The sequence below is a fragment of the Paeniglutamicibacter psychrophenolicus genome, from assembly GCF_030812255.1.
GTDB lineage: Bacteria > Actinomycetota > Actinomycetes > Actinomycetales > Micrococcaceae > Paeniglutamicibacter > Paeniglutamicibacter psychrophenolicus_A.
This window is the reverse complement of the sequence record NZ_JAUSSH010000003.1, coordinates 250,536-275,312: the sequence shown is the minus strand read 5'-3', so window position 1 is coordinate 275,312 and position 24,777 is coordinate 250,536. Positions and strand designations below refer to the sequence as shown.

Annotated in this window: 23 protein-coding genes; 22 read left to right on the top strand and 1 reads right to left on the bottom strand. The window is 69.4% G+C overall.

Going from position 1 to position 24,777, the window contains the following annotated elements:
- Positions 1–96 precede the first annotated feature (96 nt).
- The 10 genes from mltG to J2T21_RS07370 all read left to right on the top strand — a co-directional run bounded on the left by mltG (position 97) and on the right by J2T21_RS07370 (position 9,898).
- The gene (gene mltG / locus J2T21_RS07415; RefSeq protein ID WP_307580029.1) at positions 97–2,208 is read left to right on the top strand and encodes an endolytic transglycosylase MltG; all 2,112 of its coding nucleotides are present in this window, start codon (positions 97–99) and stop codon (positions 2,206–2,208) included.
- The gene (locus J2T21_RS07410) at positions 2,205–3,128 is read left to right on the top strand and encodes a shikimate dehydrogenase family protein (protein ID WP_307580027.1); all 924 of its coding nucleotides are present in this window, start codon (positions 2,205–2,207) and stop codon (positions 3,126–3,128) included. Before mltG ends, J2T21_RS07410 begins: the two co-directional genes overlap by 4 nt.
- Positions 3,129–3,160: 32 nt before the next feature.
- Positions 3,161–4,363, top strand: a complete 1,203-nt coding sequence (aroC, locus tag J2T21_RS07405) for a chorismate synthase (RefSeq protein ID WP_307580025.1) — start codon at positions 3,161–3,163, stop codon at positions 4,361–4,363.
- Positions 4,360–4,920 (top strand): shikimate kinase, encoded by a 561-nt coding sequence (locus tag J2T21_RS07400; RefSeq protein ID WP_307580023.1) that lies wholly within the window; start codon positions 4,360–4,362, stop codon positions 4,918–4,920. The genes aroC and J2T21_RS07400 overlap by 4 nt, the downstream gene beginning before the upstream one ends.
- A gap of 196 nt (positions 4,921–5,116) precedes the next feature.
- Positions 5,117–6,208: a 3-dehydroquinate synthase gene (gene aroB / locus J2T21_RS07395; RefSeq protein WP_307580020.1), complete on the top strand. Its 1,092-nt coding sequence runs from the start codon at positions 5,117–5,119 to the stop codon at positions 6,206–6,208.
- Complete coding sequence (locus J2T21_RS07390) at positions 6,205–6,807, top strand: tetratricopeptide repeat protein (protein ID WP_307580017.1); 603 nt, start codon at positions 6,205–6,207, stop codon at positions 6,805–6,807. The genes aroB and J2T21_RS07390 overlap by 4 nt, the downstream gene beginning before the upstream one ends.
- 215 nt (positions 6,808–7,022) lie before the next feature.
- The gene (efp, locus tag J2T21_RS07385) at positions 7,023–7,583 is read left to right on the top strand and encodes an elongation factor P (RefSeq protein WP_071215093.1); all 561 of its coding nucleotides are present in this window, start codon (positions 7,023–7,025) and stop codon (positions 7,581–7,583) included.
- Positions 7,583–7,993, top strand: a complete 411-nt coding sequence (gene nusB / locus J2T21_RS07380) for a transcription antitermination factor NusB (protein WP_071215092.1) — start codon at positions 7,583–7,585, stop codon at positions 7,991–7,993. The genes efp and nusB overlap by 1 nt, the downstream gene beginning before the upstream one ends.
- Positions 7,994–8,341: 348 nt before the next feature.
- A complete protein-coding gene (locus J2T21_RS07375) occupies positions 8,342–9,736 on the top strand; it encodes an OFA family MFS transporter (RefSeq protein WP_307580014.1) in 1,395 nt (464 codons plus the stop codon).
- Entirely contained in the window at positions 9,737–9,898 is a 162-nt protein-coding gene (locus J2T21_RS07370; RefSeq protein WP_307580012.1) for an MFS transporter small subunit, read from the top strand. It begins immediately after the preceding gene.
- A 167-nt stretch (positions 9,899–10,065) separates the two neighbouring features.
- Here the strand turns inward: J2T21_RS07370 and J2T21_RS07365 are convergent, their stop codons facing one another.
- Positions 10,066–11,298: a PrsW family intramembrane metalloprotease gene (locus J2T21_RS07365; RefSeq protein ID WP_307580010.1), complete on the bottom strand. Its 1,233-nt coding sequence runs from the start codon at positions 11,296–11,298 to the stop codon at positions 10,066–10,068.
- Positions 11,299–11,392: 94 nt separating this feature from the next.
- Here J2T21_RS07365 and pyrR point away from each other — a divergent pair, with 94 nt between their 5' ends.
- The 12 genes from pyrR to metK all read left to right on the top strand — a co-directional run bounded on the left by pyrR (position 11,393) and on the right by metK (position 24,733).
- Positions 11,393–11,983, top strand: coding sequence for a bifunctional pyr operon transcriptional regulator/uracil phosphoribosyltransferase PyrR (pyrR, locus tag J2T21_RS07360; RefSeq protein WP_307580008.1), 591 nt, complete (start codon positions 11,393–11,395; stop codon positions 11,981–11,983).
- Positions 11,980–12,984, top strand: coding sequence for an aspartate carbamoyltransferase catalytic subunit (locus J2T21_RS07355; protein ID WP_307580006.1), 1,005 nt, complete (start codon positions 11,980–11,982; stop codon positions 12,982–12,984). Before pyrR ends, J2T21_RS07355 begins: the two co-directional genes overlap by 4 nt.
- Positions 12,985–13,004: 20 nt before the next feature.
- The gene (locus J2T21_RS07350) at positions 13,005–14,336 is read left to right on the top strand and encodes a dihydroorotase (protein ID WP_307580004.1); all 1,332 of its coding nucleotides are present in this window, start codon (positions 13,005–13,007) and stop codon (positions 14,334–14,336) included.
- Positions 14,337–14,897, top strand: coding sequence for a PH-like domain-containing protein (locus tag J2T21_RS07345; protein WP_307580002.1), 561 nt, complete (start codon positions 14,337–14,339; stop codon positions 14,895–14,897). It begins immediately after the preceding gene.
- Complete coding sequence (carA, locus tag J2T21_RS07340; protein ID WP_307580000.1) at positions 14,894–16,093, top strand: glutamine-hydrolyzing carbamoyl-phosphate synthase small subunit; 1,200 nt, start codon at positions 14,894–14,896, stop codon at positions 16,091–16,093. Before J2T21_RS07345 ends, carA begins: the two co-directional genes overlap by 4 nt.
- On the top strand, positions 16,093–19,434 hold the full coding sequence (gene carB, locus J2T21_RS07335; protein ID WP_307579998.1) for a carbamoyl-phosphate synthase large subunit: 3,342 nt from the start codon (positions 16,093–16,095) through the stop codon (positions 19,432–19,434). The genes carA and carB overlap by 1 nt, the downstream gene beginning before the upstream one ends.
- On the top strand, positions 19,427–20,290 hold the full coding sequence (pyrF, locus tag J2T21_RS07330; protein WP_307579996.1) for an orotidine-5'-phosphate decarboxylase: 864 nt from the start codon (positions 19,427–19,429) through the stop codon (positions 20,288–20,290). Before carB ends, pyrF begins: the two co-directional genes overlap by 8 nt.
- 401 nt (positions 20,291–20,691) lie before the next feature.
- Positions 20,692–21,027 (top strand): integration host factor, actinobacterial type, encoded by a 336-nt coding sequence (mihF, locus tag J2T21_RS07325; protein WP_307579994.1) that lies wholly within the window; start codon positions 20,692–20,694, stop codon positions 21,025–21,027.
- An 11-nt stretch (positions 21,028–21,038) separates the two neighbouring features.
- On the top strand, positions 21,039–21,617 hold the full coding sequence (gene gmk, locus J2T21_RS07320; protein ID WP_307579992.1) for a guanylate kinase: 579 nt from the start codon (positions 21,039–21,041) through the stop codon (positions 21,615–21,617).
- A 109-nt stretch (positions 21,618–21,726) separates the two neighbouring features.
- Positions 21,727–21,990, top strand: coding sequence for a DNA-directed RNA polymerase subunit omega (rpoZ, locus tag J2T21_RS07315; protein WP_113762374.1), 264 nt, complete (start codon positions 21,727–21,729; stop codon positions 21,988–21,990).
- A 108-nt stretch (positions 21,991–22,098) separates the two neighbouring features.
- Positions 22,099–23,346 carry a bifunctional phosphopantothenoylcysteine decarboxylase/phosphopantothenate--cysteine ligase CoaBC gene (gene coaBC / locus J2T21_RS07310; protein ID WP_307579990.1) on the top strand — a complete coding sequence of 416 codons (1,248 nt, stop codon included), beginning with the start codon at positions 22,099–22,101 and terminating at the stop codon, positions 23,344–23,346.
- Between the two features lie 181 nt (positions 23,347–23,527).
- Complete coding sequence (gene metK / locus J2T21_RS07305; RefSeq protein ID WP_307579987.1) at positions 23,528–24,733, top strand: methionine adenosyltransferase; 1,206 nt, start codon at positions 23,528–23,530, stop codon at positions 24,731–24,733.
- Positions 24,734–24,777 lie beyond the last annotated feature (44 nt).

The following is a 24,777-nucleotide window of genomic DNA, read 5'->3' as shown; positions in this document are numbered from 1 at the left end:
TTGGGTTACGATCGCATAACATCTCATTCGGCTGAAGACACGGGCCTGCGTCGCCCCTCGGCTACTACGTTGCCTGCGGGCAAGGGAGAAAACCGCATGACACACGAATCGTCCAACGATTCTCCGCGCCACGAACCCGGGACTTCACCCCGGCGTGCCGCCCGCGCCGCGCGCGAAAACGCCGAGCGCGAACGCGCCGCGGCCCAGGCACCGGGCACGGGGGATCCGTCCCCCGACCCCGCGCCGACGGAACACCCCCAAAAGTTGCCTGCCGCAACCGCAGCCGACGAAGAATCCGCGAGGGCCGCCGCCGCGGCACAGGTTCTTGCGGAGGAACGCGCGCGGGCCGCTGCCGCGGAACGCGCCACGGCGCTGGATGCCGCACAACGGGCGCGGACCCAAAGCGCGCAGCGGGCACGCAAGGAAGCCATCGAGGCCCAGCGCGCCGCCGCCGAGCGCGTGCGCCAGACGCTGCGGGCCAACGCCGCACCATTGCGTGACAGGTCCGCCGCGGCCCGAAGCGCCATCACCCCCGATTCATCGCACGCCGCGCCGTCCACCGGCCAACCCGTAGTCCCGGCCGCCGCACCGGTCGACCAGGACGCGTCGCGGCACCGCACCGGCGCCACCCCTGAAGCAGTGGATCCCGCGGCAACCCAGGCGCAGGCCCTGTCCACTCCCGGCACCCAGGGGCCGCCCGCGCACCCGGCCGTCCCGCAGACCTTCCCGCCGGCCGTGCAGAAGCAGCAGACCCGGGAAACGCGCCGGGACCAGGCCGACGCGGCCGGTTCCGCCTACCCGGACCCCGACCCCGAACACCTGCAGTTCCCGGATGCCCACGGTGCAGGGGTCCACGCGCGGCCGGAGGTCCACGAGGACCCCGGCGCCCACCCCGAGGCCTACGCCGCGGAACCCGGCATGGAAAATGCCGGCACGGATCACCATGCCATCGATCCCCACCAAGCCGGATACCAGGACGTCGGCCACTACGACGCGGGACACCCGGACCTTGGGCAGCCCGGGGCGGAATTCCTGCCCGCGGGCCCCTACGACGGCACCACCGCTTACCCGGAGGCAGCCGACGAGTCGCTGGAACGCGAAAACCTGTTCCTGACCACCATGGAGGCAGACCCGAAGGCGCGCAAGACCCGCCGCCGCCGGCGCAACTGGATCGTGCTCGTGGTGCTGCTGGGCTTCTGCGCCGTCATCTTCGGCGTCGTTCTCTTCCTGCAGGGACTCATGGAACGCCTGAACCCTGGGGACTACCCGGCTCCCGGCGGCGCGGCCGTTTCCTTTGACGTCAAGCCCGGCTGGGGCCCGAAGCAAATCGGGCGCGAACTGGAAAACCGGGACATCGTCGCCAGCGACAAGCTCTTCCTCGAGGCCATCCAGCTGGTGGACACCGAAAACCGCGAGATCCACCCCGGAACCTATGACCTGCGCCAACAGATGCCCGCCCTGGATGCCGCCACGATCCTGATCGGCGAGCCCGCCGCCAAGGTCTCCTACGTGGCCATCAAGCAGAACACCCGCCTGTCCGGCGTGCTCGAGGAAATCTCCACGTCCACCGGCGTGAAGCTCGAGGACCTCCAAGCCCTGTCCGAGGACCCCAAGGCCTTCGGCATCACATCCGGGGCCGGCAACCTCGAGGGCTACCTGCACCCGGGCGAGTACCGCTTCCCGCTGGATGCCGACGCCAAGACGGTGCTCAAGGACATGGTCGATGCCACCACCAAGACGCTGAAGGCCAACGGCGTCACCGACCCGAAGCAGCAGTACCACGTGCTCAAGGTCGCCTCGATCCTGCAGGCCGAGGCCCGCCAGAACGACTACGCCACCGTGGCCGGCGCGCTGGAAAACCGCCTGCACCCGAACAACACCGAGACCAACGGCCTGCTGCAGGTCGACTCGGCCGTCATCTACGGGCTGGACCGCTACACCCTGCAGATCAGCGGGGCGGAGAAGGTCGACGCGAGCAACCCGTACAACACCTACATGCACAAGGGGCTGCCGCCGACCCCCATCGGTTCCCCGGGGGACCCGGCCATCAAGGCCGCGGCCAACCCGACGCCCAACGACTACTACTACTGGGTCACCGTGAACACCAACACCGGTGAAACGAAGTTCGCCAGGACCTACGCCGAACACCGCGTGTACCAGAACGAATTCCGTTCCTGGTGCGCCGCCAACACGGACGTGTGCAAGTGACCGCGGCGCGCCGCGCGGCGGTGCTCGGCCACCCGATCTCCCATTCGCGTTCCCCGCTGCTGCACTCCAGCGCCTACCGCGCCCTGGGCGTGGACATCGCCTACACCGCGATCGACACCCTCCCCGGGCAGGCCGAGGCCTTCGCCCAACGCCTGCGCACCGAGCCGGGCTGGGTCGGGGTCTCGGTGACCATGCCGCTGAAGGACGCGCTGATCCCGCACCTGGACGAGCTTTCCGAGCGCGTGCAGCGGCTCGGTGCACTGAACACCGTGGTGGTCCAGCACCGTGACGGGGCCGTTCACCTGTACGGGCACAACACCGACGTCGACGGGATCGTGGGGGCGATGGCCGGGGTGCTTCCCGCGCGCCGCCCCGGCGACACGCCGGGCGCCGAACGCCGCGCCGCGATCCTGGGGTCCGGGAACACCGCGCTGGCCGCGTTGGAGGCCTGCGCCGAGCTCGGGCTCACCCAGGTGGACCTGGTGGTGCGCAACCCGCTGCGCGCCGCCGACGCCCTGGCCCTGGCCCACACCCTGGGACTGGAATGCGAAGCGATCGACAGCACCGTCGCCGGTCGGCGGCTGGCGCACTACCAGGCGGTCATCTCGACGCTACCGGCGCACGCCGCCGACGGGCTGGTGGCCCCGTTGGGCCTGGACCCGGAACACAGCCCGGACCCCGGCCTCAGGGCGCCCGGCGCCCCGGCCCCCGGAGCGGTGCTGCTGGATGTCGCCTACGATCCCTGGCCCTCGGTGCTTGCCACCGCCTGGGAGCGCGCCGGCGGCACCGTGGTCTCCGGGCTCGCGATGCTGCTCTACCAGGGAGTGGAGCAGGTCAAGCTCTTTTCCGGTGTCCAGCATGCGGACTGGAAGCACGTCACAAATGTGATGTGCGACGCAGTGGGGCTCTCCCGGCCCTGATCACGGCCCCGGGACATGGCAAGATGGAGTGCATGTTGCGTTGGTTGACGGCGGGCGAATCACACGGCCCCGCATTGGTTGGAATTATCGAGGGACTGCCCGCGGGCATTGCCATCTCTTCACAGGATGTGCGCGATGCCCTGGCACGCCGCCGCCTCGGCTATGGCCGCGGTGCCCGGATGAAGTTCGAGCAGGATGCGGTGTCCTTCATCGGCGGTGTCCGCCACGGACTCACCCAGGGTGGCCCGGTGGCCATCGAGGTCGGCAACACCGAGTGGCCCAAGTGGGAAAAGGTCATGAACCCCGACGAGGTGGACCCCGAGGAACTGGCGTCGATGGCGCGCAACGCGCCGCTGACCCGCCCGCGCCCGGGCCACGCCGACTTCACCGGCATGCAGAAATACGGGTTCGACGACGCCCGCCCGGTACTGGAGCGCGCCTCCGCCCGCGAAACCGCCGCCCGCGTCGCCCTGGGCTCGGTGGCCGCAAACTTCCTGGCCCAGCTCGGCATCCAGCTGGTCTCCCACACCGTGTCGGTCGGCACCGTTGCCTCCCCGGAGCATTCGCCGCTGCCGCGCGCCGCCGACGTGCGGGCCCTCGACGCCGACCCGCTGCGCTGCTTCGATTCGGAGACCTCCGAGGCCATGGTCGCCGAGGTCGACGCCGCCCACAAGGAGGGCGAGACCCTCGGCGGCATCGTCGAGGTGCTGGCCTACAACCTGCCCCCCGGACTGGGCTCCTACGTGCACTGGGACCGCCGCCTCGACGCGCGCCTGGCCGGTGCGCTCATGGGCATCCAGGCTATCAAGGGCGTGGAGGTGGGAGACGGCTTCCTCACCGCCTCGCGCCGCGGCTCCGCCGCCCACGACGAGATCGTGCGCGGTGAAGACGGGATCATCGACCGCTCCGGCAACAAGGCCGGCGGCATCGAGGGCGGCATGAGCATCGGGGACGTGCTGCGCGTGCGCGCGGCCATGAAGCCGATCGCCACCGTCCCGCGCGCCCTGCGCACCATCGACACCGCCACCGGCGAAGAAACCACCGCGCACCACCAGCGCTCGGACGTCTGCGCGGTCCCGGCCGCCGGCGTCGTCGCCGAGGCCATGGTCGCCCTGGTGCTGGCCCAGGCCATGCTGGAGAAGTTCGGCGGCGACTCGATCACCGAGGTCAAGCGCAACGTGGAAAACTACCTCGGGGCCATCCCGCAGAACCTGGGGTCGGTCCGCGCCCCATGAGCACGCCGATCTTCCTGATCGGGCCGATGGCCAGCGGCAAGAGCGCGGTCGGGGCGATCCTGGCGCGCCTGCTGGGAACCACCCTGATCGACACCGACGCCCGCGTCGTGGCGGCCCACGGCACGATCCCCGAGATATTCGCCGCGCACGGGGAGGCGGGATTCCGCCGCTTCGAGTCCCAGGCGCTGGCCGAGGCCGTGCACCCGCACGCCAAGGCGGCGCCCGACGCCGACCCGGCCGACCCGGCCGACCGGTGCGCCCCGGCGGTCGTGGCCACCGGGGGAGGCTCGGTGCTCGCGCCCGGGAACCGGGAGCTGATCGCCACGGGCTTCGCTGTGTACTTGCTCACCGATGCGGCCACCGTCGGCCCGCGCATCGGCGCCGACACCACCCGCCCGCTGCTCGGCGCCACCCCGCTGGAATCGTGGAGCCGGATCTTCGCCGAACGCAGCGAACTCTACGAGGCGACCGCGACGCTGTGCATCGACACCCGGGGGAGGACCGCGGCACAAATCGCCGAGGCGATCCTCACCGCATACCGTGATGCCGGACACTGAAACCCCAACTCGGACACCCAAACGCGTAGGCTTAAGCCAAGCAACGGGCGCATCCGCGCGCCCACTGCACGGCTAATTGGTCACCGGCGAAGAATCGGTTGACGCGTATTCACCCACGCGCCCAAGCCCCCAACCGCACCAACGATGGTCGGTGCAGGGGGTTCGGCGCGCCACGCAGCACATGGAGGATCCAACGATGAACCCCGCACCCACGACGATCAACGTCACCGGATCGGCTCCTGCCGAGAACTACGAGGTGATCGTCGGCAACGGCCTGCTTGGGCGACTGCCCGGCCTGCTGGGCCAGCGCGTCAAGAAGGTGCTGATCATCCACCCGCGGGCGCTGCGCGCCACCGGCGACATCGTCAAGGCCGACCTCGAGGCCGCCGGCTACGCCGCGATGGTCGCCGAGATCCCCGACGCCGAAGAGGGCAAGCACATCGAGGTCGCCTCCTTCTGCTGGCAGGTGCTGGGCAAGAACGACTTCACCCGCTCGGATGCCATCGTGGCCGTGGGCGGCGGGGCCGTGACCGACCTGGCCGGCTTCGTCGCCGCCACCTGGCTGCGCGGCACCAAGGTCATCCACATCCCCACCTCGCTGCTGGGCATGGTCGACGCCGCCGTGGGCGGCAAGACCGGCATCAACACCGCCGAGGGCAAGAACCTCGTCGGCGCCTTCCACCCGCCGGCCGGGGTGCTGGTGGACCTGGACACGCTGGCCACGCTGCCGAAGAACGAGCTGGTCACCGGCATGGCCGAGGTCGTCAAGTGCGGCTTCATCGCCGACGAGCGCATCCTCGAGCTCATCGAGGAAGACCCGGCCGACGCCACCGACGCCACCTCCGCCCGCCTGCGCGAGCTGATAGAACGCGCCATCGCCGTCAAGGCCAAAGTCGTCTCCAACGACCTGCGCGAATCCGGTGAGCGCGAATACCTGAACTACGGGCACACCCTGGCCCACGCCATCGAGCTGGTCGAGCGCTACTCGATGCGCCACGGCGCCGCGGTGTCCATCGGAATGGCCTTCGCCGCCGAGCTGGGCCGCAGCGTGGGACGCACCTCGGATGCTGTCGCCGACCGCCACCTGGCCATCCTGACGTCCCTGGGACTGCCCACCACCTACCGCGGGGACCGTTGGCAGGCCCTGCTCGACGGGATGCGCCGGGACAAGAAGACCCGCGGCGACCTGTTGCGCTTCGTGGTGCTCGATGCGGTCGGCAGCCCCCGCATGCTCGAGGTGCCCGACACTTCCCTCTTGTTCGCCGCCTACCAGGAGATTGCACAATGATCACCGCACCGGATCGGGACCTGACCCACACCCAGGCACTGCTGCAGGTACCCGTCGGGGGACTGGACAGCGCCCCGCGCCAAAACATCGAATCGGGCATCCCCGGGGTGCGCCTGAACCCCTCGCTGATGCGCCACGAGATTTCCGACGCTGCCCTGGCCGACGAAACCCTGCGCACCGGCTCCGCCGCCTGGCAGGTCGTGGTGCTGCTGGCCAAGGGCGAGCTGCGCGCCGCCAGCGAACTGGTCGCCGAGACCCGCCTGAGCGACCCGCAGGACTTCGCCATGCGCGTGCTCGACACCTCGCTGACCCGTGCCGCGGGCGACGCGCCGCGGGCCATCAACCGCCTGCGCGCGCTGCTGACCGAGTTCAAGGACACCGAGCACGAGGCCATCCTGCAGCAGCACCTGGGCTTCGCCTACGTGGAATCCGGGGACCTGCTGGCCGCGGCCAACCGCTTCCGCAAGGCCCTTGACCTGCGCACCGCCGCGGGGGCCGACGCCCACCTGGTCGAATCCTCGCGCGCCTGCCTGGCCTCGGTGCTCGAGCACACCGGATCCGGGACCGCGCAGCCGGCCCACCAGCACCCCGCGCCGTAGCGCCGCCCCCGCCGGCGCACCCCAGGTGCGCCGGCAGGGTGCCGACGTCCGGGAGATCACCATCGGGTGTTACCCGGGCAACCGCCCCGGTGCGCTAAACTGAATCTTGGATTTTTGACAACACGCCCGGGGTTGCCGCTTTGCGGCGGCTGGGGCCCGCCGGCGCGATTCCGCGCCGGGCGAGCCGGCGGCGACATACGGAAGAAGAGTAGATCGTGGCATCAACCACCGACATCAAGAACGGACAGGTCCTCAAGATCGAGGGCCAGCTCTGGACCATCATCGATTTCCAGCACGTCAAGCCCGGCAAGGGCGGCGCTTTCGTGCGCACCAAGATGCGCAACGTCATCACCGGGCGCGTCCTGGAGAAGACCTACAACGCCGGTGCCAAGATCGAGACCGCCACCGTTGACCGCCGCGACTACCAGTACCTGTACCAGGACGGCGAAGACTTCGTGTTCATGGACCTGAGCGACTACGACCAGATCACCGTCGCCGGTGCCACCGTGGGAGACGCCGCCGGCTACATGCTGGAGAGCCAGAACGCCACCATCGCGATGCACGAGGGCTCCCCGCTGTACGTCGAGCTGCCCCCGTCGGTTGTCCTGGAAATCACCTACACCGAGCCGGGCCTGCAGGGCGACCGCTCCTCGGCGGGCACCAAGCCGGCCACGCTGGAGACCGGCAAGGAGATCCAGGTGCCGCTGTTCGTCGAGCAGAACACCAAGGTCAAGGTCGACACCCGCACCGGCGATTACCTGGGGCGTGTCTCCTAGTGAGCGCCCGCGCCAAGGCCCGCCGCCGGGCACTTGACATCCTTTTTGAAGCCGAACAACGCGATGTCTCGCCGCTGGCGGCCATGCGTTTGCGCCGTGAAGCCACGGACATCACCATCAACGAATACACCGTGACCCTCATCGAGGGCGTCATGGGCGAGCTGGACAGGATCGACGAGATCCTCTCCTCCTACTCCAAGGGCTGGACCCTGGAGCGCATGCCCACGGTGGACCGCACCGCGCTGCGCATCGGCGCCTGGGAACTGTTGTTCAACGACGACGTTCCCGACGGCGTTGCCGTTGCCGAGGCGGTCTCGCTGGTCCGCGAGCTGTCCACCGACGAGTCCCCGGAATTCGTCAACGGACTGCTCGGACGCATCCAGCAGATGAAGCCGACACTGCTGGCCTAGCGGCCCGCACGTCGAACCTCTCCGCCGGCCGGCGGGAACCCGAATCATCGGGCTCCCGCCGGCCGCGGTGCGTTAACCGGCATGCCGGTCCCCAATCGACCCGGCGGCCAAACGGCCCGGCGGCCCAGCGGCCCGGCGGCCAAACGGCCCAGCCAGCAGGCCAAGCCGCCGGCATGTCGCATCTTCTCGCGGCGCCCGTCCCGGCGGCAAGTCGGCATTCCCCGGCGCGGGGCCGCGGCCCGGCCTGTGAATCGTGCCACACTGTGTGCTTGGGCCGCAGAATCCGACAACCACATGGTTTTTGTTCCCCGTGGCACTCGCGCCCACCTTTGAACAGAGGAGAACACGTTGAATTGGCTCGACCGCTCCCGCTCCATCGCCCCGCCGGGCTTCAACCGCTGGCTGATCCCGCCCGCCGCCCTGGCCGTGCACCTGTGCATCGGCCAGGCCTACGCCACCAGCGTGTACAAGTCCGCGCTGATCGGCCACTTCGGCCTCTCGCAGACCGCCATCGGGATCATCTTCTCCATCGCCATCGTGATGCTCGGCCTCTCGGCGGCCATCATGGGCACCTGGGTCGAACGCAGCGGGCCGCGCAAGTCGATGTTTGTCGCCGCGTCCTTCTGGGGTGCCGGCTTCCTGGTCGGAGCCGCCGGCATCTTCACCTCGCAGCTCTGGCTGGTGTACCTGGGCTACGGCTTCATCGGCGGCATCGGCCTGGGCATCGGCTACATCTCCCCGGTGTCCACGCTGATGAAGTGGTTCCCGGACCGCCCCGGCATGGCCACCGGCATGGCGATCATGGGCTTCGGCGGTGGCGCGCTGATCGCCTCCCCGATGTCCACTGCGCTGCTGAAGTTCTTCGACGGGTTTGACCCGGCCGTCGACGGTGCGGACTGGATCGCCTCCGGCTCCTCCGTCGGCAAGCTCTTCCTGGCCCTGGGGGTGCTCTACTTCGCGGTGATGATGTACGGGGTGCTGAACATCCGCGTGCCGGCCCCCGGCTGGATGCCGCGCGGCTGGGACCCCTCGAAGGCCAAGGTCTCGGCGATGGTCACCACCGCCCACGTCTCGGCGGCCAACGCGATCAGGACCCGCAGCTTCTGGTTGGTGTGGGCCGTGCTGTTCCTCAACGTCACCGCGGGCATCGGCATCCTGGAACAGGCCTCCCCGATGATCCAGGACTTCTTCCGCGGCGCCGACGGGAACTCCGCGGTCAACGCGGCGGTGGCCGCCGGGTTCGTGGGCATGCTCTCGATCGGCAACATGGCCGGGCGCTTCATCTGGTCCAGCGCCTCCGATGTGATCGGGCGCCAGCGCATCTACATGGTCTACCTCGGCGCCGGTGCCCTGTTCTACGTGGTGCTGGCCTTCTTCGGCGGCAGTTCGATGCTGCTCTTCGTGGCGATGGCCGTGGTCATCATCAGCTTCTACGGCGGTTCCTTCGCCACCGCGCCGGCCTACCTCAAGGACCTCTTCGGCACCTTCCAGGTCGGGGCGATCCACGGACGCCTGCTGACCGCCTGGTCCGCCGCCGGCATTGCCGGGCCGTTGATCGTCAACGGGCTGTTGGACGCCCAGGGCAAGCCCGGGACGATGAACGCGCACAACTACCTGCCGGTGCTGCTGACCATGGTGGGGTTGCTTGTCATCGGCTTCGTCGCCAGCACGCTCATCCGCCCGGTCGACGCAAAGTACCACGAGCCGGAGGAAGAACTCGCTTCCGCCAGGAAAGGATCCTAGATGCCAGCGCAACCACATGACGCCGTGAACCCCGCAGGCGGCACCGACGTCCCGGTGATTCCCGCCACCGGCCGGCTGGTTTTCGGCTGGCTGCTGGTCGGCATCCCGCTGGCCTACGGGGTCGTGACCACCCTCTCGAGGGTCGGCCAGCTCTTCGGGTAGCACCGGCGGCCACCGGGCAAGGCAGCGGGCGTTCGGCGTGTTGCACCGCGACACGCCGAACGCCCGCCTCCCGACTGGCGGCCGGCCTTCCGGCGGGGACCCGCACACCCTGGCGGCCCGGCACCGGCCGGCACCGTCGCGGCGGTTCCGTCCCGGCGGCCCCGGACTCAGGCCATGTTCAGCAGCTGCGCCCGCTGCACGTGCGAGTTGTGCAGCAACGCCAGCTCCCGGGCAAAGTCGGTGCCCGTGGGGTGTCCGGCCACGATCCGCTGGCGCACCGCGGCCAGGTTCATCGCGGTGGCGGTGAAATCCTTCATCTGCCGGCGGCGCCCGATGCCCGCCGCCCAGCGCCGGGCATTGCGCCGGCCCGCACGGGTGGCAAACATCGCCACCTCCGCGGCGGTGAACCAGCCGCTGGCCCGGTACTCGTCCAGTCGCTGCTCGGTCAGCTTCCGCTCGCCGCGCTGCAGCAGCACCACGGCCACGATCGAGGCGGCGAACAAGGGCACCTGCAGCACGAAGTAGAAGCCCAGGAAGTTGTCGAAGAAGATCCCGACCCCGCCGTTCCACAGGAAGTGGCCGACCATCGCCGGCAGCAGGCCGACCAGCAGGTACAGCGGCCAGCGCCCGCGCCTGCCGCGCGCGGCACAGAGCCCCAGCGCGAAACCCGTCCATGCGGTGAACATCACATGCGCGAAGGGCGAGAACAGCCCGCGCAGCACGAAGACCGAGACCAGCTCGCCTTCGGCCGCCGGGGCGATGTAGCTGGAGGCGAAGTACAAGATGTTCTCGGTGAACGCGAACCCGGCACCGACGATGCCGCCGTACACGATCCCGTCGATGGGCCCGTCGAAGTGCGAGCGGTTGATCCAGAAGATCAGCAGCACCCCGGCGCCCTTGGCCAGTTCCTCCACGATGGGGGCCTGCACCACCGCGCCGAAGAGGTCAAGGTCCAGGTGTTCGGCGGGGTCGAAGAACAGCTCCATGAACACGTCCCCGACCAGCAGGGCCCCGGCCACCGAGGCCCCGGCACCCCAGAACAGCCCCAGCGCCAGCAGGGCGCGCGGTTCCGGGTCCCAGCGGTCCACCCAGCGCAGCCCCAGCAGGCACAGCGCCAGCGGCACCATGGCCAGGGCGCCAAGCCACAGCACCGTGCCGGAGCCAAAGGCCCCGGCCAGGAAGAAGCCCACACCCAGCAGCACCACGGTGCAGGCCACCAGCGCCAGGGTCACCGCCGTGGACCCGGAACGGTGCCGGCGCCCCGGCGGCGAACCGAAGGGCGCGGGAGCGGACCCGGGCAGGCCGTGCACGCCCGGGAAACCGGGGGAGCCGGCGGAGGCCCAAGGGTCCTGCGGGGCCGAGTGCGGGGAGGCTTGCGGGGGGTGTGAGGTAACGCGCATGACTCAAATCCTACGTGCGGCACGGCCTGTGATAATTTTGATCCAGCAAGCAACCTTTAAATTCCGTCCAGTGAGGCGGGGAAGGAGGCCGCACATGGGCAACGAGCAGAACCATGCCCCTGCCACAGCGCCTGTCAGTGCCCGGATAGTCCTCTCCAGCGAGGACATCGACCGCGTCATCACCCGCATCGCCCACGAGATCATCGAGGCCAACAAGGGAGTGGCGGACCTGGTGCTGTTGGGCATCCCGTCCCGCGGATTCCCGCTGGCCCAACGCCTGGCGCAGCGCATCGCCGCCACCTCGCCGGGCCTGGATCCGGCCTCCATCACCGGACAGCTCGACGTCACGATGTACCGCGACGACCTGCGCCGCTCCACCACCCGCACCCCTGCGCCCACCCGCCTTCCGGCCTCCGGCATCGACGACAAGGTCGTGGTGCTGGTGGACGACGTGCTGTACTCCGGGCGCACCATTCGCGCCGCCCTGGACGCCATCGCCGACCTGGGGCGCCCGCGCATCGTCCGCCTGGCGGTCCTGGTGGACCGCGGCCACCGCGAACTTCCCATCCGCGCCGACCACGTCGGCAAGAACCTGCCCACCGCCACCACCGAAAAGGTGCGCGTGCACCTGGCCGAGGTCGACGGGGCCGACAACAACGAGGTCGTCATCGAGGCCCACGCATGAAGCACCTGCTCTCCACCCTTGACTTGTCGCGCGCCGACGCCATCCGGATCCTGGACATCGCCGAGGAAATGGCCGCCGTGGGCACCCGCGAGGTCAAGAAGCTCCCGGCGCTGCGCGGACGGACCGTGGTGAACCTCTTCTTCGAGGACTCCACCCGCACCCGCATCTCCTTCGAGGCCGCGGCCAAGCGGCTGAGCGCGGACGTCATCAACTTTTCCGCCAAGGGCTCCTCGGTCTCCAAGGGCGAGTCGCTCAAGGACACCGCACAGACCCTGCAGGCCATCGGCGCCGACGCGGTGGTCATCCGGCATGGCGCCTCCGGGGCCCCGGCCCGCCTGGCCGCCACCGACTGGATCGACGCGCCGGTGGTCAACGCCGGGGACGGCACCCATGAGCACCCCACCCAGGCGCTGCTGGACGCGTTCACGCTGCGCACCCACTGGTCCGCGCTGCACGGGCACACCTCGCTGGGTTCCGACCTTTCCGGGATGCGCGTGGCCATCGTCGGGGACATCCTGCACTCGCGGGTCGCCCGCTCCAACCTCTGGCTGCTGCGCACCCTGGGTGCCGAGGTGACCATGGTGGCCCCGCCCACGCTGCTGCCGCACGGCTCCAACGTGTGGCCGTGCACCATCAGCTACGACCTGGACGCCACACTGGCCTCCGGCACCGACGCGGTGATGATGCTGCGCGTGCAGGGCGAGCGCATGCACGACTCCTACTTCCCCAACACCCGCGAGTACTCGCGGCTCTGGGGCTTCGACGACGCGCGGCTCGCGGCACTGGATGCCCGCGACACCGGCGAAACCATCATCATGCACCCCGGCCCGATGAACCGCGGCCTGGAAATCTCCTCCGCCGCGGCCGACTCGCCCCGCTCCACCGTGCTGGCCCAGGTGGCCAATGGCGTGGCGGTGCGCATGGCCGTGCTGTACCTACTGCTATCGGGGGACCAGCAGCGTCCCGCCCCCTCGGACGCCACCCGTCCGGCCGGCCTGTAAAGAAACGGGAGTCAATCCTCATGAGCACCAACACCAGCTACCTGATCCGCGGCGCCAAGCCGCTGGGCAACGAGGCCAGCGACATCCTGGTCCTGGACGGCAAGATCGCCGCACTGGGCGCCGACGCCGCCACCCACCCGGGGGCCGCCGCGGCCACGGTCATCGAGGCCGCCGGCCAGATCGCCCTGCCGGGCCTGGTCGATTTGCACACCCACCTGCGCGAACCGGGCCGCGAAGACGCCGAGACCGTGGAGACCGGCACCCGGGCAGCGGCACTGGGCGGATTCACCGCCGTGCACGCCATGGCCAACTCCAACCCCGTGGCGGACACCGCCGGGGTCGTGGAGCAGGTCTGGTCGCTGGGCAAGCGCTCGGGCTGGGTCGATGTGCGCCCGGTCGGCGCGGTCACCGTCGGGCTTGCGGGCACGCAGATGTCCGAGATCGGCGCGATGGCCGACTCCCGCGCCCAGGTGCGGGTCTTCTCCGACGACGGGATCTGCGTCTTCGACCCGCTGCTGATGCGCCGCGCGCTGGAATACGTGAAGGCATTCGACGGCGTCGTCGCCCAGCACGCCCAGGAACCGCGCCTGACCGAGGGCGCCCAGATGAACGAGGGCGAGGTCTCCGCGGTGCTCGGCCTGGCCGGATGGCCAGCCGTCGCCGAGGAATCGATCATCGCCCGCGACGTGCTGCTGGCAGAACACGTCGGCTCCCGCCTGCACATCTGCCACGTCTCCACCGCCGGGTCCGTGGAGATCATCCGCTGGGCCAAGTCCCGCGGGGTCAACGTCACCGCCGAGGTCACCCCGCACCACCTGCTGCTCACCGACGAACTGGTCAAGAGCTACGACCCGGTCTACAAGGTCAACCCGCCGCTGCGCCGCGAGGCCGACGTCATGGCGCTGCGCGCCGGCCTGGCCGACGGCACCATCGACATCATCGGCACCGACCACGCCCCGCACCCCTCCGAGGCCAAGGAATGCGAGTGGGCGGCCGCCGCCATGGGCATGACCGGGCTGGAAACCGCGCTCTCGGTCGTGCAGCACACCATGGTCGAGACCGGCATGATCAGCTGGGCCGACTTCGCCCGCATCACCTCCACCGCCCCGGCGGCCATCGGCCGCGTCGCGGACCAGGGCCGCGAACTGGCCATGGGCGAACCGGCCAACATCACCCTGGTGGACGCCGAGGCCCGCTGGATCGTGGACCCGTTTGCGATGGCCACCAAGGGGCGGAACTCCCCGTTCAAGGGCCTGGAACTGCCGGGCAAGGTCACCTCCGTGTTCTTCCACGGGCACCCCACGGTGCTGGGCGGCAAGCTGGCCACCCCGCGCGTCTCCGGGGCCTTCTAGATGGGCGAGTACACCGGCGCCATCCTGGGCACCCTGGCGGTCATCGTGCTGGTGGTGGCGCTGATCCTGCTGGGCTGGCGCAACCGCCTGCGCCGGCAATCCGACGTGCCGGCCCCGCCGCGGATCCCGCTGGACGCCGCCGGGGACCCGGAGCTGGGCGACTTCATCGGGGAACCGGCGCAGGGCGTGTACGTGTGCACCACCACCGCCGGGGACTGGCTGGACCGCATCGCCGCCCACCGCCTGGGCATCCGCACCAACGCAGACTTGTCCATCCACCCCGAGGGCGTGCTGCTGGCCCGCCACGGCGCCCCCGACGTGTTCATCCCCGCCGCCGCCATCACCGGGGCGTCGCGCTCCAGCGGCATGGCCGGGAAATTTGTGGAGAAGGACGGCCTGCTGGTCATCGGCTGGATGCTGGGCACCGAAGCCGTGGACACCGGGTTCCGCCCGCGGTACCACGCAGAACTCCCCGGGATCCTGGCGCGCATCGCCGCGCTGGGCACTGCCGGAACAGACAACAACGAAGAACCACCCGCCGAAACAAAGGAAAACCAGTGACAGCAGTACAGGGAACCGAGCAAGCCCTCTTGGTGCTCGAAGACGGACGGGTTTTCCGCGGCCGTAGCTACGGCGCCATCGGAACCGCCTTGGGCGAAGCGGTCTTCTCCACCGGCATGTCCGGCTACCAGGAGACCCTCACCGACCCCTCCTACGCACGCCAGATCATCGTGCAGACCTTCCCGCACATCGGCAACACCGGCGTCAACGACGAGGACGCCGAGTCCTCCCGCATCTGGGCCGCCGGCTACGTGGTCCGCGAGGCCGCCCGCATCCCATCGAACTGGCGTGCGCAGCGCACCCTCGATGAGGACCTGGTTGCCGGCGGCATCGTCGGCATCCAGCAGGTGGACACCCGCGCGCTGACCCGCCACCTGCGCGACCGCGGCGCCATGAAGTCCGGCATCTTCTCCGGGGAGGCGGCGAAGGCAAGCGTCGAGGAACTGGTGAAGACGGTGAACGCCCAACCGTCGATGGAGGGCGCGAACCTCTCCGAGCTGGTCTCCACCAAGGAGGCCTACACCGTGGAGCCGGCGGACCACGGCTACACCGGCGAGGTCCGGTACACCGTCGCGGCCATCGACCTGGGCATCAAGATGATGACCCCGCAGCGCTTCGCCGAGCGCGGGGTGCGCGTCCACGTGCTTCCGCACGACGCCAGCTTCGAGGACGTCACCGCCACCGGCGCCCACGGCGTGTTCTTCTCCAACGGCCCCGGCGACCCGGCCACCGCCAACGTGCAGGTGGACCTGGTCCGCCAGGTGCTCGAGGCGAGGATCCCGTACTTCGGCATCTGCTTCGGCAACCAGATCCTGGGCCGTGCCCTGGGCTTCGGCACCTACAAGCTGCGCTTCGGGCACCGCGGCATCAACCAGCCGGTGCTCGACAAGGCCACCGGCAAGGTGGAGATCACCAGCCAGAACCACGGCTTCGCCGTCGACGCACCCCGCGAGGGCGCCGCGAACGCCCCGCTGGAGCGCTTCGGCCGCGTCGAGGTGTCCCACATCTCGCTGAACGATTCCGTCGTGGAGGGCCTGAACTGCCTGGACCTGCCGGCCTTCTCGGTGCAGTACCACCCCGAGGCCGCCTCCGGGCCGCACGATGCATCCCACCTGTTCGACAGGTTCATCACCAACATGGCAGCGGCCAAGAACGCCGCCGCAACCACCGCAGATTCCACCCAGGGAGAGAAGTAATGCCGAAGCGCGAAGACCTCAAGTCGGTCCTGGTCATCGGCTCCGGGCCGATCGTCATTGGCCAGGCCGCCGAATTCGACTACTCCGGCACCCAGGCACTGCGGGTGCTCAAGGAGGAGGGCCTGCGGGTCATCCTGGTCAACTCCAACCCCGCCACCATCATGACCGACCCGGAGTTCGCCGACGCCACCTACGTCGAGCCGATCACCCCCGAGGTCGTGGAGAAGATCATCGCCAAGGAGCGCCCCGACGCGATCCTGCCGACCCTGGGCGGCCAGACCGCCCTGAACACCGCCATCGCCCTGGACAAGGCCGGCGTGCTGGAAAAGTACAACGTCGAGCTGATCGGCGCGAACATCGAGGCCATCGAGCTCGGCGAGGACCGCGAGAAGTTCAAGGGCGTCGTGGAGCGCTGCGGCGCCGAGTCCGCCAAGTCCGTCATCGTGCACACCATGGAGCAGGCCTTCGCCGCCGTCGAGGAACTGCACTACCCGGTCGTGGTGCGCCCCTCCTTCACCATGGGCGGCCTGGGCTCGGGCATGGCATACGACGCCGAGGACCTGCGCCGCATCGCCGGGCAGGGCCTGCAGTACTCGCCGACCACCGAGGTGCTCCTGGAGGAGTCGATCCTGGGCTGGAAGGAGTACGAACTGGAAATGATGCGCGACAAGAACGACAACGTCGTGGTCATCTGCTCCATCGAGAACTTCGACCCGGTGGGCGTGCACACCGGCGACTCGATCACCGTGGCCCCGGCCATGACGCTGACCGACCGCGAGTACCAGCGCCTGCGCGACATCTCCATCGCGGTCATCCGCGAGGTCGGCGTGGACACCGGCGGCTGCAACATCCAGTTCGCCATCGAGCCTTCCACCGGGCGCATCGTGGTCATCGAGATGAACCCGCGCGTCTCGCGGTCCTCCGCGCTGGCCTCCAAGGCCACCGGCTTTGCCATCGCGAAGATCGCCACCAAGCTCTCCCTGGGCTACACCCTGGACGAAATCCCCAACGACATCACGCTCAAGACCCCCGCGGCCTTCGAGCCGGCCCTGGACTACGTTGTGGTCAAGGTCCCGCGCTTCGCCTTCGAGAAGTTCCCGGCCGCCGACGCGACGCTGACCACCACCATGAAGTCGGTCGGCGAGGCCATGGCCATCGGCCGCAACTTCACCGAGGCCCTGCAGAAGGCCCTGCGCTCCCTGGAGCAGAAGGGGTCCGAGATCGCGTTCAACAAGCCGATGGACTTCGAGATCGAGCAGCTGCTCGAGGACTCGGTCAAGGGCTCCACCGAGCGCCTGTACAACGTGCAGCGCGCCCTGCTCGGCGGGGCGTCCATCGAGCAGGTCTTCGAGAAGACCGCCATCGACCCGTGGTACCTGGACCAGCTGGTGCTGATCAACGAAACCGCCGCGATGATCCGCTCCAACCCGGATTTGAACGAAGAGGTGCTGCGCGAGGCCAAGCGCCACGGCTTCTCCGACGCGCAGATCGCCAAGCTCACGCACAAGACCGAAGCGGTGGTGCGCGGCATCCGCCACGCGCTGGGCATCCGCCCGGTGTTCAAGACCGTTGACACCTGCGCCGCCGAGTTCGAGGCCTTCACCCCGTACCACTACTCCTCCTACGACGAGGAGACCGAGGTCGCGCTTCACGAAAAGCCCTCGGTGATCATCCTGGGCTCGGGCCCGAACCGCATCGGCCAGGGCATCGAGTTCGACTACTCCTGCGTGCACGCCACCATGGCGCTGCGGGCCGCCGGCTACGAGACCGTGATGGTCAACTGCAACCCGGAAACCGTCTCCACCGACTACGACGTCTCCACCCGCCTGTACTTCGAGCCGCTGACGCTCGAGGACGTGCTGGAGGTCATCCACGCGGAGGAATCCACCGGCGGGGTGCTCGGCGTGTTCGTGCAGCTCGGCGGGCAGACCCCGCTGAAGCTCGCGCAGGAGCTTGCCGACGCCGGGGTGCCGATCCTGGGCACCTCCCCGGAGGCCATCGACCTGGCCGAGCACCGCGGCGCCTTCCAGCGAGTGCTGGATGCCGGCGGGCTGATCGCCCCGAAGAACGGCACCGCGGTGTCCTTCGACGAGGCCAAGAAGATCGCCGACGAAATCGGCTATCCCGTCCTGGTCCGCCCAAGCTACGTGCTCGGCGGCCGCGGCATGGAGATCGTGTACGACGAGGCCAACCTCGCCCGCTACATCACCAACGCCACCGAGATCACCGAGGACCACCCGGTGCTGGTGGACCGGTTCCTCGAGGACGCCATCGAGATCGACGTCGACGCCCTGTTCGACGGCAAGGACCTCTACGTCGGCGGCATCATGGAGCACATCGAGGAGGCCGGCATCCACTCCGGGGACTCCGCCTGCGTGCTTCCCCCCATCACCCTGGGCCAGGACGTGCGCGACCGCGTGGTCGAAGCCACCCGCGCCATCGCCGAGGGCGTGGGCGTGCGCGGGCTGATCAACATCCAGTTCGCGCTGGCCTCCGACGTGCTCTACGTGATCGAGGCGAACCCGCGTGCCAGCCGCACCGTGCCGTTCACCTCCAAGGCCACCGGCGTGCAGCTGGCCAAGGCCGCGGCGATGATCGGGGTCGGCGTGTCCATTGCCCACCTGCGCTCGGTGCACCACCTGCTGCCGGAATCCGGCGACGGGGCCAACCTGCCCGAGGGCGCCCCGGTCTCGGTGAAGGAGGCAGTGCTTCCCTTCGCCCGCTTCCGCACCCCGGAGGGCAAGGTCGTCGACTCGCTGCTCGGCCCGGAAATGCGCTCCACCGGCGAGGTCATGGGCATCGACAAGTACTTCGACACCGCCTTCGCCAAGTCGCAGGCCGCGGCCAACTCGCCGCTGCCGACCAAGGGCAAGGTCTTCGTCTCGGTCGCCAACCGCGACAAGCGCTCGATCGTGATCCCGGTCAAGCACCTGGCCGACATCGGGTTCGAGATCGTGTCCACCGGCGGCACCGCCGAGGTGCTGCGCCGCAACGGCATCCCCTCCACCGTGGTCCGCAAGGTCCGCGAGGGCCAGGTCGAGGGCGAGTCCAACATCGTCGACTTGATCACCGACGGGGAGATCAGCCTGATCCTGAACACCCCCTCGGGCGGCGACTCGCGCGGGGACGGCTACGAGATCCGCGCCGCAGCGGTCTCGGTGGGCACCCCGATCATCACCACGGTCGCCGAGTTCGGCGCCGCGATCCAGGCCATCGACGCGATGCGCCACTTCGAATGGTCGGTGACCTCGCTGCAGGAGCACGCCAAGACCCTGCAGGCCGCCGGCATCGCCGAGGCCGACGCGGCCGCAGCGGCTGCCAAGGACGGCGCCAATGCCTAGCCCCGAGGCACGGGCCGCCGCGGCGGCCGGGCGCACCGCCTTCGGGCAGCGACTGGCCGCGGCGATGGCCGCGCACGGCCCGCTGTGCGTGGGCATCGACCCGCACCCGTCCCTGCTGGCCGCCTGGGGCCTGGAGGACGACGTGGCGGGGCTGCGCAGCTTTTCCCTCACCGTCGTCGAGGCCCTGGCCGGGCACGTCGCGGCCCTGAAGCCGCAGGTTGCCCTGTACGAGCGCCACGGATCGCGCGGCATGGCGGTGCTGGAGGAAACCCTGGCGCTGTGCGCCGCCGGGCACGTGCTGTCGATCGCCGATGCCAAGCGCGGGGACATCGGCTCCACCATGGCCGCCTATGCCGATGCCTGGCTGGGGGAGGGCAGCCCGCTGGCCGCCGACGCGGTGACGCTGAGTCCGTACCTGGGCTACGAGTCGCTGCGCCCGGCGCTGGACCTTGCGGCGGCCACCGGCCGCGGCGTGTTCGTGCTGGGGTTGACCTCCAACCCGGAAGGCAAGACCGTGCAGCACGTCGGCGGCGCCTCCTCGGTGGCCAAGGGCATCATCGGTGCCGTGGGCACGGAGAACGCCGGGGCCTCCCCGTTCGGTTCCACCGGCCTGGTCATCGGCGCCACCGTGGGCGCGGCGCTTGAGGAGCTGGGCATCGACCTGGCTGCCTCCGCCGCACCGATCCTGGCCCCGGGCCTGGGTGCCCAGGGCGCGACGGGCGCGGACATGAAGGCGTCCTTCGGGGCCTTCTGGCCGCAGGTGCTGGGAACCTCGAGCCGCGACGTGCTCAGGGCCGGCCCCGGCCCCGACGCCCTGCGTGCCGCCGCCGCCGCCACCAGGGATTCCCTGCTCTAGGCCTGGGAAGCGAAGCACCGGCAGCCGGATGCTTTCGATGCCCCCGGCGCTACCCCCAAGGGGGTCGCGCCGGGGGCATCCTTGTCCCGCCAGGGTCGGCGCCGGTGCCCCTTGGGTGGCCCGCGTTGGCCCGGTCGGGCGCCATCCGTGGACAGGCTCCCGCCCCGGACGCATCGGTGCATGTGGGGCCGGGATCGGACGCGGAGCGGCATTCCCGGGATGATCTTGCTTACACCCGTGGCGCCGCTTTGGGCCCAATGACCGGAATTTTCCGGTTGTTCACGCATTTGTGGTAGCCACAGCGCGATTAACCATTGCATCGGGGCGCTCGATTGGTTATCTTCAGTTCAGGGCTGTTTGCCCTGGTGCTTGACCCTATGGATGGATTGGCGGCAAGAGGCATGGTACTGCGAGAACTCTCAGACGAGGACCGTATTCGCGCACGGGCAAAGGCGTTGGCGGCACGCACGCGACGGGCCGAGATCAAGAACCAATTCGGCGCCGGCAAGCTCAGCATCACCGACCTGTTGGAGCTGGTACCCCAGGACGAGGCCATCGGCCGGCTGCGGGTCATGGACCTGCTCGAGTCCGTTCCGGGTGTCGGCGAGATCCGCGCCCACACGCTTATCGATAGACTAGGTATTTCACCCAGCCGGCGCCTGCGCGGGCTGGGGCGCAAGCAGCGCATCGCATTGGTGGAACATTTCCAGCAATCGCCCCCCAAAACGAAAGAGTAACGAAGCACACCATGACGGTTAGCCCCCACCCAACGGTCACAGTCCTCGCCGGTCCCACGGCCGTAGGTAAGGGAACGATCTCGACCTACATTCGCGACAACTATCCCCAGGTGTGGCTCTCGGTGTCCGCCACCACGCGCAACCCGCGCCCCGGCGAAGTCGACGGGGTGCACTACTTCTTTGTCGGACCCGAAAAGTTCGGCGAACTGGTCGAAAACGGGGAAATGCTCGAATGGGCCGTCGTGCACGGGCAGAACAGCTACGGCACCATCCGCACCAAGGTCGAGGAGGCGGTGGCCGCGGGGAAGCGGGTGTTGCTGGAGATCGACCTGCAGGGCGCACGCCAGGTGAAGGCCAACCTGCCGGAGGCGAAATTCGTGTTCCTGGCTCCTCCCAGCTGGGAGGAATTGGTGCGCCGGCTTGTGGGCCGCGGCACGGAAACGCCCGAGGAGCAGCAGCGCCGGCTGGAAACCGCTAAACTGGAGCTTGCTGCCGAATCCGAATTTGACGTGACCATCGTCAACGACGAGATTTCGCGGGCGGCTGACGAGCTGGTGACCCTCATGGGGTTGACCCCGCACGCACGCTAAAAACTTTTGTGTCAGACCCGTTGACCCCTTGGCGCCGCCCGGCACCCGGGGGAGTAAGCGGGTGCAGTACTTATCGTCTTGATCCACCACCTAGTTATTTGGAGGCTTCGTGAACACGAACCTTGAAGGCATCATCAGCCCGTCCATCGACTCGCTGCTGACCACCACCGATTCGAAGTACGCACTGGTGATCAACTCCGCCAAGCGCGCACGCCAGATCAACGCGTACTACGCCCAGCTGCACGAGGGCCTGTTCGAGTACGTCGGCCCGCTGGTCGACACCCGCCTGAACGAGAAGCCGCTGTCCATCGCCCTGCGCGAGATCAACGAGGGCCTGCTCAGCGTCACGAAGATCGAGGAAGTCGCCGAGTAGGAACCCGGACACAAACGACTTACGACGCGTAGGCGCCGGCGCACCCCGACACCCCGCCCCTCACCGGGCGGGCGGGCCCGGCGCCACGCACTAGCATCGGTGGTAGCAGTGAAGCGCATTGTCCTAGGTGTATCCGCAGGGATCGCCGCCTACAAGGCAGCTTTGCTGCTACGGCTGTTTAAGGAGGCGGGGCACCACGTCGATGTCATCCCCACCATCGCGTCGCTTCAGTTCGTCGGCGCCGCCACCTGGGAGGCGCTGAGCGGCAACCCGGTGCACACCTCGGTGTTCGAGGCGGTGGACACCGTCAACCACGTGCGCCTTGGCCAGGAGGCCGACCTGGTCGTCATCGCCCCGGCCACCGCAGACGTGTTGGCCCGCGCCGCCGCCGGGATGGCCAACGACCTGCTCACCGGCACGCTGCTGGCCACCGGGGCCCCGGTGGTCATGGCCCCGGCAATGCACACCGAGATGTGGGAACACCCCGCCACGGTCGCCAACGTCGCGACGCTGCGCTCCCGCGGCGTACACATCATCGAACCGGCCGTGGGCCGGCTCACCGGCAAGGACTCGGGCGCCGGACGGCTTCCGGACCCCGAGGAGATCTTCGCCGCCGTCTCCCGGTACCTGGAGGACGAGGCAACATCCCGCAGCTCCGGTCCCGGTCCGCTGGCCGGGAAGATCGTCGCGATTTCCGCCGGAGGCACCCGCGAACCGCTGGACCCGGTCCGCTACCTCGGCAACCGGTCCTCGGGCCGGCAGGGCATCGCCCTGGCCAAGGCGGCCCTCGCGGCCGGGGCCACCGTCCGCTTCATCGCCGCACACATGGACCTGCCCGCGCCCGAGGGCGTGGAACTGAGCACCGCCTCCACCGCACGGCAGCTGCAGGGCGCCGTCACCGAGGCCGCGCGCGGGGCCGACGTGCTGATCATGAGCGCCGCGGTCGCCGACTTCCGGCCCGCCGAATACGTGGACGCGAAGATCAAGAAGTCCGACGACCACGCCGACCCGGTGATCACCCTGGTCCGCAACCCCGACATCCTGGCGATGCTCATTGCGCAGCGCGCCGCGGAAGGACGCTCCGGGGACCTCCCGCCGCTGGTGGTGGGATTTGCCGCCGAGACCGGCGACGCCGAAGCCGGCGTGCTGGAATACGGGGCCGCCAAGCTGGCACGCAAGGGCTGTGAAATGCTGGTCGTCAACGAGGTCGGGGAGAACCTGACCTTCGGGACCGACGAAAACACCGTGACCATCCTCTTCGCCGACGGCGCCCAGCCCGTGCACGCCTCCGGGTCCAAGGACCTGGTCGCGGCCACGGTCATCGACGCCGTCGCCGGCGCGCTGGGCGACGGGTAACCGAGGCCGGCCGGCAGGCCGCGGGGGCCGGCTGCGGTCCTTGCCGCACCCCGGTTCGCCATGTGCCGCCGGAACGCGTCGCACGGCGCCGCAATCCGTCACGCAGGCGGCCGCAAGCGGGCATGTGACGGGGCGGAACCGCGAATCTGACCCGGGGCCCGGTTACCGGTAGAGTGGCTGGGTGACTTTAGAATCCCCGCAGCTACGCCTCTTCACCTCCGAATCGGTTACGGAGGGCCACCCGGACAAGATCTGTGACCAGATCTCCGACGCCATCCTCGATGCCATGCTGGCCCAGGACCCCAACTCCCGGGTTGCCGTGGAGACCCTGACCACCACCGGCCTGGTGCACGTGGCCGGCGAGGTGACCACCGACGGGTACGTGGAGATCCCGGAGATCGTGCGCCGCACCATCCTGGACATCGGCTACGACTCCTCGGCCAACGGCTTCGACGGGGCACGCTGCGGGGTCTTGGTGTCCATCGGGCAGCAGTCCCAGGAAATCTCCGACGGCGTCTTCAACTCCCTGGAGGTCCGCGAGGGCACCGCCGTGGACCCGCGCGACGCGCAGGGCGCCGGCGACCAGGGCCTGATGTTCGGCTACGCGTCGGATGAGACCGCGACGCTGATGCCCACCCCGATCCACCTGGCGCACCGGCTCTCCGAGCGCCTCACCGCCGTCCGCAAGGACGGCACGCTCTCGCTGCTGCGCCCGGACGGCAAGACCCAGGTCACCGTCGGCTACGACGGGGACACCCCGGTCTCGGTGGAGACCATCGTGGTCTCCTCGCAGCACGCCGCCGATTTCTCCCTGGAGGACCTCAAGGACGGCCTGCTGGCCGAGGTCGTCACCCCGGTGCTCGCGGGCACCGGGCTGGACACCTCCAACACCCGCATCATCCTGAACCCCTCGGGACCGTTCATCATCGGCGGCCCGGTCGGCGACGCCGGGCTGACCGGCCGCAAGATCATCGTGGACACCTACGGCGGGTTCGCCCGCCACGGCGGCGGCGCGTTCTCCGGCAAGGACCCCTCGAAGGTCGACCGCTCGGCCGCCTACGCCATGCGCTGGGTCGCCAAGAACGTGGTGGCCGCCGGCCTGGCGCGCCGCGTCGAGGTCCAGGTCGCCTACGCCATCGGCGTGGCCCGCCCGGTGGGCCTGTACGTGGAGACCTTCGGCACCGAGACCGTGGACCCGGCGAAGATCACCGCGGCCATCAACGAGGTCTTCGACCTGCGCCCGCTGGGCATCATCGAGGACCTTGACCTCAAGCGCCCGATCTACCAGAAGACCGCCGCGCACGGCCACTTCGGCCGCGAGGATGCGGACTTCACCTGGGAGAACCTGGACCGCGTCGACGCGCTGAAGGCGTACTTCAACGCCTAGCACCGTTCACCGGCCGGGACATCCGCCGGGCATCGGGTGCCGCG

Excerpts from the sequence above, each read along its gene's own strand:
- pyrF (WP_307579996.1), top strand. The coding sequence starts at position 19,427 with ATGCCTAGCCCCGAGGCACGGGCCGCCGCGGCGGCCGGGCGCACCGCC.
- carB (WP_307579998.1), top strand. The coding sequence starts at position 16,093 with ATGCCGAAGCGCGAAGACCTCAAGTCGGTCCTGGTCATCGGCTCCGGG.
- pyrR (WP_307580008.1), top strand. The coding sequence starts at position 11,393 with ATGGGCAACGAGCAGAACCATGCCCCTGCCACAGCGCCTGTCAGTGCC.
- J2T21_RS07355 (WP_307580006.1), top strand. The coding sequence starts at position 11,980 with ATGAAGCACCTGCTCTCCACCCTTGACTTGTCGCGCGCCGACGCCATC.
- aroC (WP_307580025.1), top strand. The coding sequence starts at position 3,161 with ATGTTGCGTTGGTTGACGGCGGGCGAATCACACGGCCCCGCATTGGTT.
- J2T21_RS07350 (WP_307580004.1), top strand. The coding sequence starts at position 13,005 with ATGAGCACCAACACCAGCTACCTGATCCGCGGCGCCAAGCCGCTGGGC.
- mihF (WP_307579994.1), top strand. The coding sequence starts at position 20,692 with ATGGTACTGCGAGAACTCTCAGACGAGGACCGTATTCGCGCACGGGCA.
- J2T21_RS07400 (WP_307580023.1), top strand. The coding sequence starts at position 4,360 with ATGAGCACGCCGATCTTCCTGATCGGGCCGATGGCCAGCGGCAAGAGC.
- aroB (WP_307580020.1), top strand. The coding sequence starts at position 5,117 with ATGAACCCCGCACCCACGACGATCAACGTCACCGGATCGGCTCCTGCC.
- J2T21_RS07370 (WP_307580012.1), top strand. The coding sequence starts at position 9,737 with ATGCCAGCGCAACCACATGACGCCGTGAACCCCGCAGGCGGCACCGAC.
- mltG (WP_307580029.1), top strand. The coding sequence starts at position 97 with ATGACACACGAATCGTCCAACGATTCTCCGCGCCACGAACCCGGGACT.
- J2T21_RS07390 (WP_307580017.1), top strand. The coding sequence starts at position 6,205 with ATGATCACCGCACCGGATCGGGACCTGACCCACACCCAGGCACTGCTG.
- J2T21_RS07365 (WP_307580010.1), bottom strand. The coding sequence starts at position 11,298 with ATGCGCGTTACCTCACACCCCCCGCAAGCCTCCCCGCACTCGGCCCCG.
- gmk (WP_307579992.1), top strand. The coding sequence starts at position 21,039 with ATGACGGTTAGCCCCCACCCAACGGTCACAGTCCTCGCCGGTCCCACG.
- J2T21_RS07345 (WP_307580002.1), top strand. The coding sequence starts at position 14,337 with ATGGGCGAGTACACCGGCGCCATCCTGGGCACCCTGGCGGTCATCGTG.